The sequence below is a fragment of the Nocardia sp. NPDC003726 genome, assembly GCF_053586955.1.
This window is the reverse complement of the sequence record NZ_JBSFNF010000013.1, coordinates 140,992-157,636: the sequence shown is the minus strand read 5'-3', so window position 1 is coordinate 157,636 and position 16,645 is coordinate 140,992. Positions and strand designations below refer to the sequence as shown.

Below are 16,645 nucleotides of genomic sequence, written 5' to 3'. Positions count from 1 at the left end.
TCGCATCGTCGGCTTGCGGTCATCCGGCGAAGATCGCGGCGCGGCGCGCGGGGTCGTCGACCACGGCTCGGATCAGCGCACCGATGTCCATTTCCTCCGGCAGCGAGCGATAGGTCAGCTCGCAGAAGACGGCACCGCCGACGGACACCGCGAACCGGGTGGTGCGCCACCCCACCGTGCCCCATTCGACCCCGACGGGCCCGTCGAGTTCGACCGTGCGATCACCGACACGCAGGGCCAGCCTGCCGTCGTGCCGATAGAACACCACCGAGACTCCACCGAGCTCACCGTAGACGCCGCTGGGCGTGGCCGCCTCGGACGGGTTGGCGCGCAGCGCGCCGGTGCCCGGGTCGAACTCGGCGGGCACACCGAAGCCCGCGAACGGGCGGACGAAGATACCGCGTCCGGAGTCCTGGGCGCGGTGCCCGTTGCCCCGCGGTCCGCGGCCATCGGTCCGTCTGCCGTTCGTCGCTGGTCCCATCGGCATGCCGGGCGGCATCGGAGGCATGGGCATGCCAGGGGGGACAGTGCCGTCGGGGTGGCCCGGTCCGTTCGTGTTGTCCGGCCAACTCGGTGACGTGGGCGGATACGGCGGTGTGGACGGTCCCGGATACGAGGGTGTCGACGGTCCCGGAGTCGGCATCGACGGGTACGAGGGTGGGGCCGACGGGTATGGGGGTAGTGGTCCGGGCGGGGTCGGCGGGTACGGAGGCGTCGGCTCGCCAGGTGTCGGCGGGCCGGGCCGGGTAGGAGGCGAGGGCGGGTACGGAGATTGTGTAGGGGGTTCCGAAGGCGTGGGCGGGTACGGAGACTGCGTGGGCGGTTCCGAAGGCGTCGGCGGCTCCGAAGGCGTCGGCCGGTCCGTAGGCGTCGGCTGGACCGGCAGCGTCGGCTGGAACGGCGGGACCGGGGGCACCGGGGACGTCGGCGAGACCGGCGGCACCGGGGACGTCGGCGAGACCGGCGGCGTCGGCGAGACCGGCGGCACCGGCGGCGTCGGCGAGACCGGCGGCACCGGGGACATCGGCGGGGCCGGGGGCGTCGGCGGGACCGGCGGCACCGGGGACATCGGCGGGACCGGGGGTATCGGCGTGAACGGTGGGGGCGGGGGCACCGGTGGTGTCGGCGACACCGGTGGCGTGGGCTTGACCGGGTGCGGCTGCGGCTGCGTCGGCGTCGGCGTTTGCGGCTGCGGCATCGGGACGGGCCACGGCTCCACTTCGTTCAGGAACGGACCCGGCATCTCGGACTCGTAGTCCTTCGGCGGGTGCGGAATATGCGAGCGCAGCGCCCAGTCCGGCGGCAACCAACGGGGACGCGCCGGAGCCGAGCCCGACGGGCCCTCGGGCGGCTCCGAACCACCGTCGCGGTTCGACCGGGCACCGCCCGACGGCTCCTCGTCACCGTCGCGAGGTACGCGAGTTCCGCCGTTCGACGAATCCTGGCCGCCGTCACGCTCCCGGCGCGACGGCTCACCCCCACCGCGGACCGTCGGCGAACCGGACCCGCCCGCCTGGGGAGAACGGTGCGCGGATCGCTCCGAACGGAACTGGCGCACAGCGTCTTCCGCCCGTGCGAGCTCGTCCTCGGCATCGAACACACGCCGGGCCGCACGCTCCAACTCCGCAACCCGGTCCTGCCACGGCTCCTGCTCATCCACCCGCAACGTGCGCCCACGCAGACCATCGAGCGCATCATCCAACGCATCCCGCGTCAGATCCTCGTCATTCACCGGCAATCCACGGCGGGCACCCGCGAGATCAGCCTGCGCGTCCGCCAACTCCCGCTCCGCCGCATCACGCCGCGCGGACAAGCGGGCCCGCTCCGCATCGGCCTCGGCACGGACAAAGTTCTCGACTGCACCCGGAAGCGGTTCTGCTGGCGAATTCGTCCGCGGCTCGGCGGGCTGGATGGTTCGCGCCAAGGCGTCGTCGAGTCGGGCCACTTCCGCTTCGGCGTCGAATACACGGCGGGCGACCTGCTCGAGGTCGGTGATCCGGTGCTGCCACTGCTGCTGCTCGTCCACTCGCATCGTCCGCGAGCGCAGGCGCTCGAGCGCATCGTCCATGGCCTCCGGCGTCAGGTCCGCGTCGTCCACGGGCAGTCCACGGCGGGCCTGCGCGAGCTGGGCTCTGGCCTCCGTCGACCTCCGTGCCGCCGCGTCACGCTGTGCGGAAAGCCGCGTCCGCTCGTCTCGTGCATCCCTCTGCGGCGCCGGATCGCTCGAGCGCGCCTCGGCAGCCCGGTTGCCCTGATCGAGCGTGGCGTCCAGGCGAGCCAGTTCCGAATCGGCGTCGAACACGCGCAGTGCCGCGCGCTCCAACTCCGCGACACGGTCCTGCCACGGCCCTTGCTCATCCACCCGCATCGTCCGCCCACGCAGACCATCGAGCGCATCATCCAACGCATCCCGCGTCAGGTCCTCGTCGTTCACCGGAAGACCGCGGCGAGCGTCAGCGAGGGCGGCTCGGGCGGCGGCCAGTTCGCGAGCCGCGGCCGTACGCTGTGCGGACTGGCGTTCCGCATCGGCGCGGGCGGCGCGCTGGATGAGGTCGGTCAGGGCAGCGATGTCGTCGGCGCGCCCGACCACCTCGGCGCGCAGCTCGGCCTGCACCCGGGCGAGCTGGGCGGGGGTCAGCCGCTCGTGCTGGTCGAGTTTCCCGTCGCGGTAGACCTCGTAGACCTCGGCCCACCGTTCCGGGCCTGCGTCGGTCAGGTCGACGCCGACCAGACGCGCGAAGTCCCGGCTGGCCCCGCGGTCGGGACCGGGCGGAATGCTGGTCGCGCCGTCCAGCATGCCGAGCCGACCAGGCGCCTCGGTGAGGTGGACGACATCGCCGATGACTTCCAGCAGGTGGCGAACGGCCTTGTCGTGCACGGGGAACTCGACATCCGACACGCGGGGATCGAGCGCTTGGTCGCCGTGGGCACGCGGGTCGAACACATCGACCGCGGCGAGAGCGTCGGCATAGTCGGTGAGCGCGCCGACCAGGTCGGGGTGCAGGTTCGGCCGATGCGACAGGTTGGCGATCACTTCGCCCAGCTGCCCGAGGCCGGTGATGCGCACCGTTCCCGGCAAGGCGTCCAGACGCCGGACCAGGCGGTCGTTGGCCGCATCGATCGCGGCTTGGTCGATGCCACGCAACAGCTTCGCGTATTTGATTAGCGCCTCGGCCCGCTGCTGCCGCAGGGCATTGCGGATATCCGGGTCGGCCATGGCCTCGGCGAGCCGCTGCGGTGTCATGTCCGCCGCGTCCAGGCCGAGCCGGTGGGCCAGCACATGCCGGGCGTCGCCGACCTCGTGGTAGGTGTCGATGTCCCATGCGGTGCGCGCGTAGTCGATGATCGCCTCGATCTGGCCGGCGCGAATGGCGTTCTCGTCGCGCAGCGCCGCGAGCCGTTCGGCGAGCAGGTCCGGGAAGTCCAGCTCCGCTTCGGCGATGCCGAGGCGCTCGGCCAGTTCGCCGATGGCGGCGTCGATCTCGCGCCGTGACAACGGCTCCGACGCTTCCGCGGCGGGAAGCGCGTCGGCGGGGGCGTCCGGCACGACGCGCCAACCGTCGCCGTCGTTCACAACGGTGACGTCGAGGCCGCGTCCCTCGACCTCGCCGCTGAAGTGCCGAACCCGCGTTGCACCGCCGTCGACGAGCGCGATCCGGTCCGGGTGCACGTCGGTGACCAGGTAGTGGACCTCGACGATGCCTTCGTTGACGGCCTGCGCGAGCCTCGGGTACTCCGCGAGCGCGTCGGCGATGACGCGATCGTGGCCCAGCCTTCCGTCCACGACCACCAACCGCATCGGCCCACCGGGCTCGCCGGGGACCAGGCCGAGCCCGGCGCCGTCCTCCAGCAGCGCACCGCCCCGCGCGAGCACCCAGTCCCGCCCGGCCATGTCACCGATCAGGCCGGTGAGCTCGTCGGCCGCGGCGTCGGCCCGCAAGAACTCCTCGGCGTCGGCGTGGAAGGTCGTCAGGCCGCGGGCGTGCTCGCGGATCCGGTCCATCTCCTCGGCGAGTGCGTTCGCGAGCCGATTCGCGTCCAGCGCGTGCAGATCGGCGCCGAGCAGCTGCGCCCAGACCGAGCGTTCGTCCTTGATCTGGTCGCGGCGCAGCGCGTTCTCGAAGAACGCGCGCAGGCCCTGATCCTGCCCCGGCTGATCGGTGTCGTAGAGGTCGCCCCACTCGCGGCTCGGCTCGCCGCCGTTGTTCACGCCCTGCCAGTCCAGCAGGGTGGGGTTGCCGCCGAAGGCGCGCACCACCTCACCGAGGAAGCGGTTCATCGGGTTGGCGTCGAAGAAGCCGACCTCGTCGCTGTAGGGGATCCGCTCGTGCTCGGCGTTGTACCGGCGGGACGCCTCGGCGAGACCGGTGAGCGCGCCGATCCGGCGGACCTGCTGATACCGCAGCAGATCGACGGCACGGCGGACGTTCTCCGGGGTCGGCTCACCGAGGTCGACGCCGAGCGCGTCGGCCGCGGCCGTCAAGGCGTCGGCCAATTCGTGCCGCCGGACCGTCGCCTCGGACAGTTCGTGCAGCCAGTCCGCGAGTTCACCGGTGCTCGCCTGCAGTTCCTCGCCGGGTCGCTCGGACGGGCGCGGCGTGGCGTCGGGCGTCTCGCCGTCGGGCGGCTCCGGCGCGGGGATCGCTCGGGCGGCGTGCTCGGCCTGTCGCTTCAGCTCCTCGAGTTCCACCCCGAGTTCCCGGCGCACCAGCTCGGGATCGGCCTCCTCCAGCCAGTACCGGTACTCCGCGCCGTCGCGGGCGACCGGTATGCCGTACTCGGCGGCCGGGCTCGCCACCCGGGAGGTCAGGCGCTTCAGGAACGGAACGAGCTCCCGCTTCCGCCACATGGTGACGGCTTCCTTGAGGATGCGGACCGGACTGAACTTGGTCTGCATCACCTCGTATTCGTCGCCGGGCGCGGGAGTCGGGTCGTAGTGCTTGGTGAGCGGCAGCCCCGCTTCGTGGGCGAGCAACGACTGACCCGCGCTGTCGATGCCGGAGCCGGAGGGGTATTTCGGGCTCTCGCCGACGTATCCCCCCGTCAACGCCTCCCACAGGCGGCGCAGCCGCGACTTCGGCCGCTCCGGTTGCCGCGGTGCCCGCACACTGGCGTCCGCCGGTTCGGGCGCGCCGAGACGTTCGGGCGTCTCGACCCGCCAACCGCCGTTCTCGTCGGCCACCAGCCGCGCGGGCACCCGCTCGCCATCGACCTCGAGGGTGTACCGGCGGGTCTCGCCCGGCTGGAGCGGTTCGGCGCCGGTCTGCCCGCGCGCGGCTCGGACGGCGTCGGCGAGGTCGGCGATGGCTTGCGCGTCGCGGCGCACCGCGGCGCGGGCCTGCGCGACTGTCCCGGCCGGATCGCGATCCAGATCGGCGGGATCGATGCGGAGCCGCCGTGCCCAAGCGTCACGGGTCTCCCGCACCTGCGCGCGCAGGTCCGGATGGTGCGTGCCGTGCGCCCGCTCGGTGGCCGCCGCCAGCGCCTCGACCAGGCCCGCGCGCAACAGGTTTCGGTAGCGCAGGTCGGCGATGGTCGCGCCGAGGTGTTCCGGGGACAGATCGTCCTCGTCGAGGCCGAATCGGCGTGCGAGCCGGTCACGAGTCCGATCGATCGGTTCCGGGCGCGGGGCGCGGGAGGGCGACTCGGGGGCGTGCGCGTCTCCGGCACGCACCGGACTCGCATCCGGGTGCGGCTCGGCGGGCCGCGCGAGGGCATCGTCCAGCCGGGCGACTCGCGCTTCCGCATCGAACACGCGGCGGGCGGCACGCTCCAGCTCCGCGACCCGCTCCTGCCATGGGACCTGCTCTTCCACCCGCAACGTGCGCCCGCGCAGACCGTCGAGCGCATCGTCCAGCGCGTCCGGCGTCAGATCCGCGTCGTCGACCGGCAACCCGCGGCGGGCCACCGCCAGATCGGCCCGGGCGGCCGCCAGTTCCCGTGCCGCCGCATCCCGCTGCGCGGTCGGACGCTCGGCGGCCTCTGGGCGAGGCCGGGCCGCATGATCAGCCTCGCGCACCGGGTCTTCGGCCCGCGCGAGTTCGTCCTCGGCAGCGAACACACGTCGCGCCGCATCCTCGAGACGCGTGATCCGGTCCTGCCACGGCTGCTGCTCGTCCACTCGCAATGTGCGGTCACGCAGGCCGTCGAGCGCATCGTCCAACGCGGTCCGCGTCAGATCCTCGTCGTTCACCGGCAGGCCACGCCGCGCATCAGCGAGTTCGGCGTGTGCGTCGGACAGTGCACGGGCCGCCGTGTCCCGCTGCGCGGACAGGCGGGCCGGGTCAGCCGCAGCCGGGCGGGCCGGGTCGGCGGGTGGCTGGGCATCCGGGCTCGTGGGAGCGGCGGGCAATTGCGGTGGCCGTGGTTCCTCGATCGGCAGGCCCGCGCGGCGCAGATCGTCCTGGACCGCGCGCAGGTCGTCTTCGGGTGCCTCGGCCAGCCAGAACTGCTCGTCACCGTAGCGTTCCGCGCTGGTCAGCGGTCCGAAATCGTCCGGGTAACGCATGCGCGGGGCGTCGGCGTCGTCGAGGAAGCCGCGTGCCCTGGCGATTTCGGCGAGCTCAGCCAAGGCGGCCAGCGGATCGCGTAGCGCGGTGAACCTCTCGTCGAGACCGAGTGCCTCGGCGAGCAGGCGAACGTGCTCGGTCTCGGCCTCGGTGAGCGGTTCGGCGTCGCGCTGGTTCGGCCAATCACGCTGTTCGCGAAGGAATTCGAGCACGTCGCGGACCGGGTTGCCCATGCGACGAGCACTGTCCGAGGGGCCGTCGGCGGGTGGCTCGGCGTTCGCGGGCGGGGTCGGCGGCCCGGATGGCGGCTCGCCGCCCGCGCCTGCGCGATCGGCCCCGTCCGGTAGCTGCGTGCCCGCGCGTTCGAGGTCGGCGTCGGCACGCACCGGCTCGTCTGTCTCGGCTCCCGTCGAAACCGGAAGCGCGCCCGGATCTTCCGACATCGAACCGGTCTCGGCAACTCGGGGGGCCTGCGCACGGGCGACTTCGGCCCCCGCCGGTTCGTCGGCTTCGTTTCCACGCGAAGCGTTCCGGCGGCCGGGTGTTTCCAGCGTCGAAGCGCCTTCGGCGACCCGGGGGGCCTGCGCACGGGCGACTTCGGTCCGCGCCAGTTCGTCTTCGGCGTCGAACACTCGCCGCGCGGCACGCTCCAACTCCGCGACCCGGTCCTGCCACGGGCCCTGCTCTTCCACTCGCGACGTGCGCCCGCGCAGATTCTCGAGCGCTTCGTCCAAGCCGGCCCGCGTCAGGTCTTCGTCGTTCACCGGCAGGCCGCGGCGAGCGGCCGCGAGATCGGCCTGCGCGTCGGCCAGCTCCCGTTTCGCCGCAGCATGTTCGGCGGACCGAGTGGTGGGCTCGCCCGGTGTGGGCGTCGCTCGTGCGGTCTGGTGATCACGCGGATTCGGGTCTGGGCCCGGCGAGGTGGATGCCCTGGGCAGGGGCGGTGTTTCCGGCCGGACGGGGCCGGTGGCGACTGCGTCCAGCTCGCGTTCGAGGTCGGCGAGTCGGTCCAGGGCGCGGCGATGGATTTCCTCCAGCTCGGCCATCAGGCGTCCGTGCAGTTCGTCCAGCGCCTGGGACTCCGGAGCCGGGTGTACCGCGTCGCCGTCTCCGGCGGCGAGCCGGTCGAGCCGGGCTACGGCGGCGTCGAAACGCCGGTCGAGGTCGGCGGCGATGCCGTCGAGTTGGGTGAAGGTGTCGCGAAGCAGTTCGTCGAATCGTTCGTCGGTGCGGCGGGCCGCGTCGTCGAATTCCGCTCGGATGCGCCTCAGTGCCGCATCCGCCGGGTGGTCCGCGCCGGGGCGAGCCGTGGGCGGGGTGACCTCGTGGGCGGGCGGAACGCCCTCGTCCGGCCGAGCGGCCGGCTGATCGAACCGTTCGGCGAGCCCGGCTTCGATTTCGGCCAGGCGGTCGAGCGCGCGCTGCTCGATCCGGTCGAGGTCCGCACCCGCGCGGCGCAACAGGTCGTCGAGCTGCTGGTCGATTCGGCGGTGCAGTTCATCGAGTTCGGCAAGGGCTCGGTGCGCGTCGTCCCGCGCGGCGGAGGACGGGGAGTGTTCCTGGTCGGCCTGCTGACGAGAGCGCGCCGCGGACTGTTCCCGTTCGCCGCCGCCCGAGTCGTCGGGCTCGGCCGGACGTGCGGGGGTGGGTGGGCCTTCCGGGGGCTTCTGCGCGCCGCCGTCGGTCTTCGGCGCCCGCGAGTCTTCTTCTCGCGGACGCGACAGCTCGTTGCCGGTGGGCCGATCGCCGCCTCCGGGACCTCCAGCGGGATCATGGGGCCGCGACGGCATCGCACCCGGCGCGGGCGGCAAATAGCCCGGGTTCGGTGGAAGCGGAGCGGGAGCGTACGGGATGTCCGCGCGCCAATCGGTCAGCGGCGGGCGGTCGGCATCCCAGTGGTAGCCCAGCGCGATGGCGTGCGCGTTGGCCTGCTGCCAGCTCGCGCCCGGATTGTCGTCCAGGAATCGAGCCTCGGCCAGCATGTCGTTCAGCAGCACGAAGTCCTGCGGGAGCGGAGCACCGTTCATCAGGCGATGCCACGCTTCGGCGACATCGGCGAGGCGATCCATCCGCGTGTGCACGTACCGGCCGTGCGGGTCGCTGTGGTCGCGTACTCGGTGCTCGTCGACCATCAGGTGGTTCTTGATGCGCGCCAGGTCCGCGCGTGTGAAAGCGGGAACGTCGTCGCGCATGTGCTCGGCGAGGGCGGCCACGATCTGGTCGGGATCGCCGCCGGTCGCGAGCAGTTCGCGGATGTCCTCCATCGTGTCGCGGATCGCGCCGGGGTCGTCGGTGGCGAACCGGTCCGCGAGTTCGCCTGCGATTCGGTCGATGTCGCCGTGGATGCGCCCGAGCTGGGCGTCGACGTCGCCGAGCGGATCGATGCCGGGTTGCCGCCGGACCAGCCGCGCGGCAGCGTCCACCACCTCGCGCGCCCGGGTTTCCCGCTCGGCGCGCCGGTGCCGGTCGATGCCGTCGGCGACGCGGTCGAGATCGGTCTCGTCGGCCAGGAACCGCTCGTATTCCGCGTCGGCCCAGTCCTGGACCCGCTGCCATGCGGCGACGTCGCGGTCCCACTCGCGCTGCAAGCCCTCGGGGATGTCGACCCGGTCACCCGGCGGCACATGATCGGCCGTGTCCCAGGGCCGGTGCATCGGCTGGATGTTGCGTTGCGGCGGGGCGAACCATTCGTAGTTGCGGAACACCGTGCCGAACGGCGGCACATGCCGCAGCCACGGCCGCGCCCGCACCCATTCGCCGATCTCCGGATGACGCTGGATCCACGCCTTCACCGCCGGATGCTTCGGCACCTGCGCCGCCATCAGCAGCAGGCGCACGACGTTGTACGAATCGCCGCCCCAATGCTGGGTGAACACGTCGTTCTCGTCGACGCCCGAGGTGTCGTACCGAGAAGGGGCCTGCGGCATATGCACCGGAAGGGTGCTTTCCGGGATCATGCCCGGCGGGACGTCGTCGGTCGGGAGGGTGATGTCGTTGACGACGTCCTCCATCGCCCATCCGCTCACGCCGTCCGGCAGTTCCTTCGGCGAGTACTTCTTCGGCAGTTCGCCGCGGTCGCGCCCGAATTCCCAGTCCGGACGGGTCGGGTCGACGCGGTGCCAGACGCCGTCGGCGTCGCGCCAGGACGTGATGTCCAGGCGACGGCCGCCGATCCACCCGGTGCTCAACCGTTCGATCTCGGGCGGATCCATGTCCTGGGTCCGCACGTTGTCCTCGCGGTCGGCGAGCACGTGCCGGTAGTCGACCGTGGTCTCCGGACGCACGATCGCCTGCGCCACTTCGGAACTGCGACGCAGGGCGTCGGTCAGAGCGGCGTCGTGATCGGCGCGCGGCGCGGCCGGGTCGGGCCGGGGACCGAATACGATGACGCGCGGTCGCTCGCCCTCGATGATCCCGACCCGGTCGGTCACCATCCGGCCGCCCATGCGTTCGACGAGGTCGCGGTACGCGCCCGCCACCCTGGCCATGTCGTCCTGGATGCGGCCGATCTCGTTGTGCGCGTCGTTCACCTGGCGCGCCACGGCCTCGAGCGCGTCGATGTCCCGGCGGCGAGCGGTGGCATCCTCGTCGGAGAGCGTGCCGTCGGCGAGCCCGTCTGGCACCCCCGCGCGCAGGTCGGCCACGGTCCGGTCCAGCCGCTGCGGTTCACAGGCCGCCTGCTCGACTCGTCCGTCCTGGTCCAGCAGGCCCAGGCGGGCGGCGAGGTCGTCGCGCTCGTGCCGCAGCGGCCGCACCGCGTGCAGCGCGTCAGCCCGCTGCTGGGCCAGTCCTTCCAGCGCGTCGATCACATCCTGCGGCCGGGACCGTTGCGCACCGACCCCTGCCCCGCGCAATTGGTCGAGCCGCTGATCCACCTGCCGGATCCGCTCGTCGAGCCGGTTGACCAGCTCGGCGGCCGCGGCGAGCTTCTCGATCGTCCGCCTGCGATGGTCGAGTTCCAGCGGCTCCGGCGTGAGCCGGTCGGTGTGCGGCGCTTCGTCGGGGCCGCCGATGTCGTCGACCGTCCGGACGTTCGCGGCCTCGTACAGCCGCAGGACGGTGGTCTCCAGCTGATCCCCGCGCAACGCCGACTCGTCAAGGACGACGCTGTCGTTCCACGATTCGCAGCGCGCGGCCCGGCCATCACGTTTGGCCCGCCAGAACTCGCGTTCGCGGGTCAGTGTCTGGCGCTGCTGGACCAGCCGGTCGTATTCGTCCACCGGGGTGGTGGACAGATCGAGATCCGCGAGTTCCGCTTCGAGACGCGTGGTTTCCGCGTCGGCGTCGGCGAAATCACGTGCGATCTGTTCCAGCTCATCGATCCGGGCGAGACGTTCGGGCATCTCGTCGACCGGCATGGTCCGCCCGCGCAGGTCCTCCAGCGTGCGGTCCAGGCCGTCAGGTCCGGGGCGCAGGGCCGCCCAGTCGTCGGCGTCGTCGATCGGCAGCCGCCCCGCCAGCTCGTCGCGCCGCGCGCGCAGGTCGTCCCGGCGAGTCCGTGCCTGCTCGAGTTCCTCTGTGCGCCGTTGGTATTCCGCCCTGGTCTCGGGTGACATCCGAGCGCGTGGATCGGCGTCGGCTCCGTTGGCGGGCGATTCGTCCGCGCCGAACCGTGGTGGGCGCGCCCCCGGAGTGGCAGCGGGTGACGGCTGCCCACCTGACCGTGGTGTGCCCCCCTCCGGAGTGGCGGCGGACGGCGGCTCCGCACTCAACGGCGGTGTGCCCGCCTGCGAGGTGGCAGCGGACGGCGGCGCGGGGTCGGGCCGTGCCGACGACCCCGAGTCCGGGGTGCCCGCGTCGGCGTGTGGCTCGGCTCCGATCGGCGCGTAGAGCCTGCGCAACCACCGCGCCCGGTCCTCGGCCATCCGGGCGTTCCATTCCGCCTGCTGCGCGCGGAACTCCGCCCATGAATCGTCCGGATCGGCGTCGGCCGCGCGTCGTGATCGGTCCGCTTCGAGGGCGGCGGACCATGCCTCGTTCTCCGCCTGCTCCAAACGCAGCCACGCCGCACGGTCGGCGGCCATGCGCGCGTTCCATTCCGCCTGTTCGGCGCGCAGTCGCGCCCACCGATCGTCCGGGTCGGCGTCGGCCAGCTCGCGCAACCATGCGGCGTGATCGGCGGCCGTGTCCGCCTCCCAGTCGGCCTGCTCGATCCGCATCCGGAAGTACCAGTCCGATGGCGGGCCGGGCTCGTCACCGGGATCATCCGCGGAAGGTCTTGCGGCCGGCGGCTTTTCGGCACCGCCATCGCCCGACGAGGGCTGGGCGGTATCGCCCTCGGCGGCGCTCGGACCGAGCTTCGTGGCGTCAGCAGCACGGTCGCCGGGACCGGGCTCGGTTTCGGCGTCACCGGAGCCGAGATGCGCGGTTTCGGGTTCGCCGGGCTCGCCCTGTCCACCGGGTCGCCGCCCGGTCGCGGTCCGCCCCGACTCTCCGGCAGTCGCGTCGGCGCGCGGAGTGATCGGCACGACCCGGATGGTCCCGTCCGGGTCCACCCGCAGCTCGCGGGGCCGCGCGCCGTGGGCGAGCGCGTCCGCTACCTCCGGATACCGTGCGGCGACGTCGGCCAGCTCGCGAATGGGATCGGCCCCGCCGAGATTCACCACCAGCACCATCGGCGGCTCGCCCACGAGGACGCCGACGCGATCGGTGATCGGCCTGGCGTCGGCGCGCAGCAGGGCGTCGCGTTCCAGGGCGGTCGCCATGGCCCGGTCCAGCCGATCGACGCGCTCCTCGGTTCTGGCGAGCCGCTCCGGATCGTCCGCAGCGCGTGCGGCGTCGCGTTCGCGCACCGCCTCGTGGTTCGCGGCGGCCAGCCGGTCCAGCACCGCCCGCCGCCGGTCGGCCTCGGCGCGGCGGCCCGCATCGGGGTCGGGCGGACGCGGCGGATCGAACTGCGGCGGACTGTGGTCGGTTTCGCGCGCATCGATCGCCGGCGCGGCATCGTCACGGCCGTCGCGCGACCCGAACGACAGCCGATCCGCCATGCGCCGCAGCGCGCCGCGGGGTTCGCGCCGGATCAGATCGGAGCCGCCGTCGTCGAGCAGCCGGGCGATCCGCTTGGCCAGCTTCTTGTCACTGCTGTCGGACATGCCGTGGAACAGCATGGCCAGAGCGTCTTGCAGGCCGCCGTCGCCGGTCGGTGCGGGCACGCGCCACCCACCGTTACCGTCGGCCTCGAGGATGACGCCGAACGAGTAGTCCGCGATCCGTACCGCCTCCAAAGTGGTGCGCGGCCAAGACAATTCGGGCCCGCTGCCCGGCTCGGGCAGCGGCACCTTCCTGGTGGCCAGCCGGTGCGCGACCACCGCGGGATGGGGTTCACCGACCTCCGGCTCGGCGCGGAAGTGCTTCAGCGCGTCGTGCCGCAGCGTGCCCTTGTTCTCCCGGCCCTCGTAAGCCTCGTGCGCGTCCGCCGACCGCTGGTCCTGCTTGGTGTGGAACATCTCCGGGCCGAGCTGGCGCAGCCACGCTTCGAAGCCGAGACGGGTCCGGCCGGCTTGGCGATAGCGCAGATAGTGCGCCAGGAACTGTTCCATCGTCTCGTGACGGTCCGGTGCCCGATACGGCCCCTCGGCGATGCCCGCGGGCAGCCAGCGGGTGCTCCCGTCCTCCTCGCCCGGGGACACCAGCTGGTATTCGAGGCTGTGCGTTCCGCTCCACAGCACGTCGGCGTAGGCGGTGTTCCGGACGGCCAACTCGCGCAGCGCGTCGACGTGCCCGCCGTGTTTCGCCACGACGACCAGCCTCGGCTTGCCCCACTGGTCGGTGACCAGCGCGATGCGTTCGGTCAGGCGGACACCGGTGGGCTCCTGGTCGAGCCGGGCGGCGATCGCGCGGCGCGCCGCGCCGAGGTCGTCGAAGTCGGCGGTGGCGTCCCGCGCGGAGCGCGCCGGGACCTCGGCCATCGGCCACGGCTGATAGCGGCCGTGGTTGTCCGCGGCGCAACGGGCGACTTCCATTACGATCTCGGCCTCGGGCAACCCCACCTTGTCGACGTACTTGCGCAGCGCCGCCAGCCCGGCGTCCAGCGCGCGGCGCTCGGGCGGCACGCCGTCGCCGGCGTGCGACGCCTTCCGATAGGCGCGGTCGTAGGCCTGGGTGTAGGCGGTCTCGGCCGGGCCGACGGGCACGAACCGACCCGATTCCCGCAGCACGCGGAGGGTTTCGATCTCGACGGCGAAGTCACCGGTACGCATCCGCCGCAACTCGGGCGAGTCCGCCCTGTGCGGTTCGGGAGTGTGGTCCGGATCGGCTGCGGTGAATCCGTTGGCCCGGTCCCATTCCGCGGCGTAATGGGTGGCGTAGTCGACGCCGTCGATCAGCGGTCCGCGCTCGACCAGCGCGGCGCGCACCTCACGCACCGCCGCGCGGAACGCCGCGGCGTCGAGCATCGACGGCCGCACCGAGGAGTTGCCGCGATACGCCCGCGCGGCCACCCTGCGTGCCTTGTCGCGGGCCGCGTCGAACACCTCGCGCAGCCGGTCGTCGTGCCCGACGGCGCGCGGCTCGTCGGCGGGACGATCCCGCTCGCTCTGGTACTTCGCGCGTTCGTCGCGCACCCGGGTGAATTCGAAAGCCCTCGCGTGCGCTTCGGCCTGGCGGTCGAGCATGACGCCGACGTATTCGTCGCGCGACAGCGTGAGCCGCTCCAGCGGCCCGCCGCCCGTTCGCGTCTGCTCCGCCATGGCGGCGGCGTGCACCCACGCTTCGGCGAGCTCGAGCGTCGAGGAATTCAAGTGCAGCACAATGCTGTCGGCGGAGGGAACGTAGCCGCTGCCGGACCGCAACAGCTGCCTGCCGTCACGAGCGGCAGGCGGGTCGTCGAAGGTGAACCGGATATCGACGCCGAGCCGGTCGACGGTACTCATGGCCCACCGGCCGAGGGAATTGCCGTCGCCGCGCACCCGCTCGCCGCGCATGTTCTGGTAGACGCGCAGGTTGTCGCCGTCCAGCTCGCGCATCACGCGGTCGAGCCGATCGGCCGGCCGGTTCGTCCCCGCCGGTTCGTCGGCCGCGACGCCGTGCTCCGCTCCGGACCGCTCCTCGTTCCGCTCACGCATCCAGTGGCCGTCGGCCTCGGACCAGACCGCGGACGGGGAGGTCTGCTCGCGCCGCAACCGCACCGCGCCGGAGTCGTCGACGTCCACCCAGACCCGGTCGGCGACGACGTCCTCCACCGCCAGGGTGTGGCGCAGCGACGTGCCGGGCGCCTCCTCGCCGGTCACCCGGGTGAACCGGTCGCCGGTCTCCGCGACGAACACCTTCGGCGGCCGTCCCGGCAGCCACGCCACGCGGTCGGTGAGCCAGCTGCCACCGGCCTCGCGAACCTGCCGGTCCATCAGGTCGTGCCCGACCCGCGCCGCCAGCTCGACGGCGACCTCGTCCAGCGCCGCCACCGCGCGCCCGCGGTCGGCGGCGAGTTCGCCGAGGACCCGCAGCTGTGCGTCGAACGTGGCCGGCTCGTCGTCGCCGAGTCCGCTCCGCCAGCGCGCGAGCTCGCGCACATCCGGCCGACCCTGCGCCGGTGCGCCTCGATCGAGCACGTCCTGATCGAGGCCGCCGAGCTTGCGTACCAGCTCATCCCACACCGCGTCGATGCGGCCGATCTCCCTGGTGTGGGCCGCGTGCCTGCGCACGAGTTCCTGGGCGTCGCGCGCGGCCGCTGCGGTGCCGGGACGGTATTCACCGGCCGAGCGCTCATGGCGCTGGGCGGCGTCCCAGTCCCGGCCGTGCGCGCTGCGCGCGCTGGCGCTCTCCTGCGCGGACCACGGCGGGTCGAACAAGTCGCCGGCGAGCAGCGCGTCGACGCCCGCCGCTCGGCCCAGTTCGCGCAGCGCGCCGGCGTAGAGCGCGGGGTCGGCCTCGTGTGCCCTGGCCACGGCCGCGTCGTAAGCCTCGAGGTACTGCCCGCGCACCGCCCGCTGATAGTTCACCTCGACCGGCGCCAGCGCCGTCGGCCGACCGGGGTACCCGGCGTTCTCCAGCTCCCGCAGGAATTCCGCCTGCCTGCCGGTCGCCGCGGCATCGGCGCGCAACTGCGCCGCGATGTAGTCCTCGCGCGTCGTGCCCCGGATCCGCGACGGCGTGACCTCGACCTGTCCGGCGCGGATCGCCTCGGTCAGCGCGGCCAAGCGCACGAGTTCGCTCGCCAGCTCCACCTGTCCGCGGTCATGGGTGTCGATCAGGATGTCCATGGTGCGGCGGTCGAAGGCGTCGGCGGCGCCGATCTCGTCGCCGAGGTCGGCGAACCGCACCCGCGCGCCCTCCGCGCGAAGCAGTCGCGCCGCCTCGCGCCCGACGGCGGATTGTTCGAGCAGCTGCCAGACTTCGGTCGTTTCGACGTCGATCCGGTTCAGCTGCCACAGGTCTTCGGTAGCGGGGCGCTCCTGGTGGTCCGCCGCCGATTCTTGCTGATTGTCGTCGGTCCGCTCGGAGAATCCGGTGTCATCCGGCGTGGCATGCGTATCGGCGTCGGCGAACTGCGGCTCGGTGAAACGCACTGTGGGCGCGGGATCGCCTGCCACCACCCGAATTTCGGTGAAGCCGTGCTCGGCGGCCAACCTGCCGAGCAGGGTGTCGCGCATCGCTTCCTCGGGCGTCCGGTAGAGATCCGGGTCGGCGCCGGGGCCGCCTTCCCGATGCCACTCGCCCCTGATCTCGGTCACCCAGTGCCCGAGTTCGGATATCGCGCTGCGGAAAAGGCCGGCGCCGTCGGCCGGTCTGGTGGCGGGCTGGATTCGGACGCGCAGCACACCGTCGCCGTCGACGGTGGCGTGGATGCCGCCTTCGCCGTCGGGGTAGAGCCAGGTGTTGCGTCTGTCGTATGCGCCGACCACGGTGTGGTCGGCGCCGAGCGGCGCGGCGGCATCGGGCGGCGGCACGGGGGCTATGTCGCGCGCGTGCTCGCGCACCCGCGCCAGCCGTTCCATGGCCAGGTCGTGCCAGCCGGTGCGGCCGTAGCGCTCGAACTGCGGCCGCAGCGCGGCAACCCGTTCGGTGAGGATGTCGACGGCCTCGCGGGTCAGCCCGTGGTCGCGGTAGCGGACGTTCCCGTCGGCGTCGCGGGTGAGGAATCCTTCGGCGAACGGGCTCACCGCGGCGCGGGCCTCGGCGCCGGGTTCGAAGGCGCGGCT

General features: G+C 72.8%; 1 protein-coding gene (cut by a window edge). It reads right to left on the bottom strand.

Annotated features, from left to right (window positions below):
- Positions 1-19: 19 nt before the first annotated feature.
- A protein-coding gene (locus ACWDMM_RS19165) for a WXG100-like domain-containing protein (RefSeq protein ID WP_449938662.1) crosses the window boundary here: on the bottom strand, positions 20-16,645 show its 3' portion. It continues 18,345 nt past the right edge of the window; the window shows 16,626 of its 34,971 coding nt (coding positions 18,346-34,971); the start codon falls outside the window, past its right edge — the gene reads right to left on this strand; it ends in the stop codon at positions 20-22.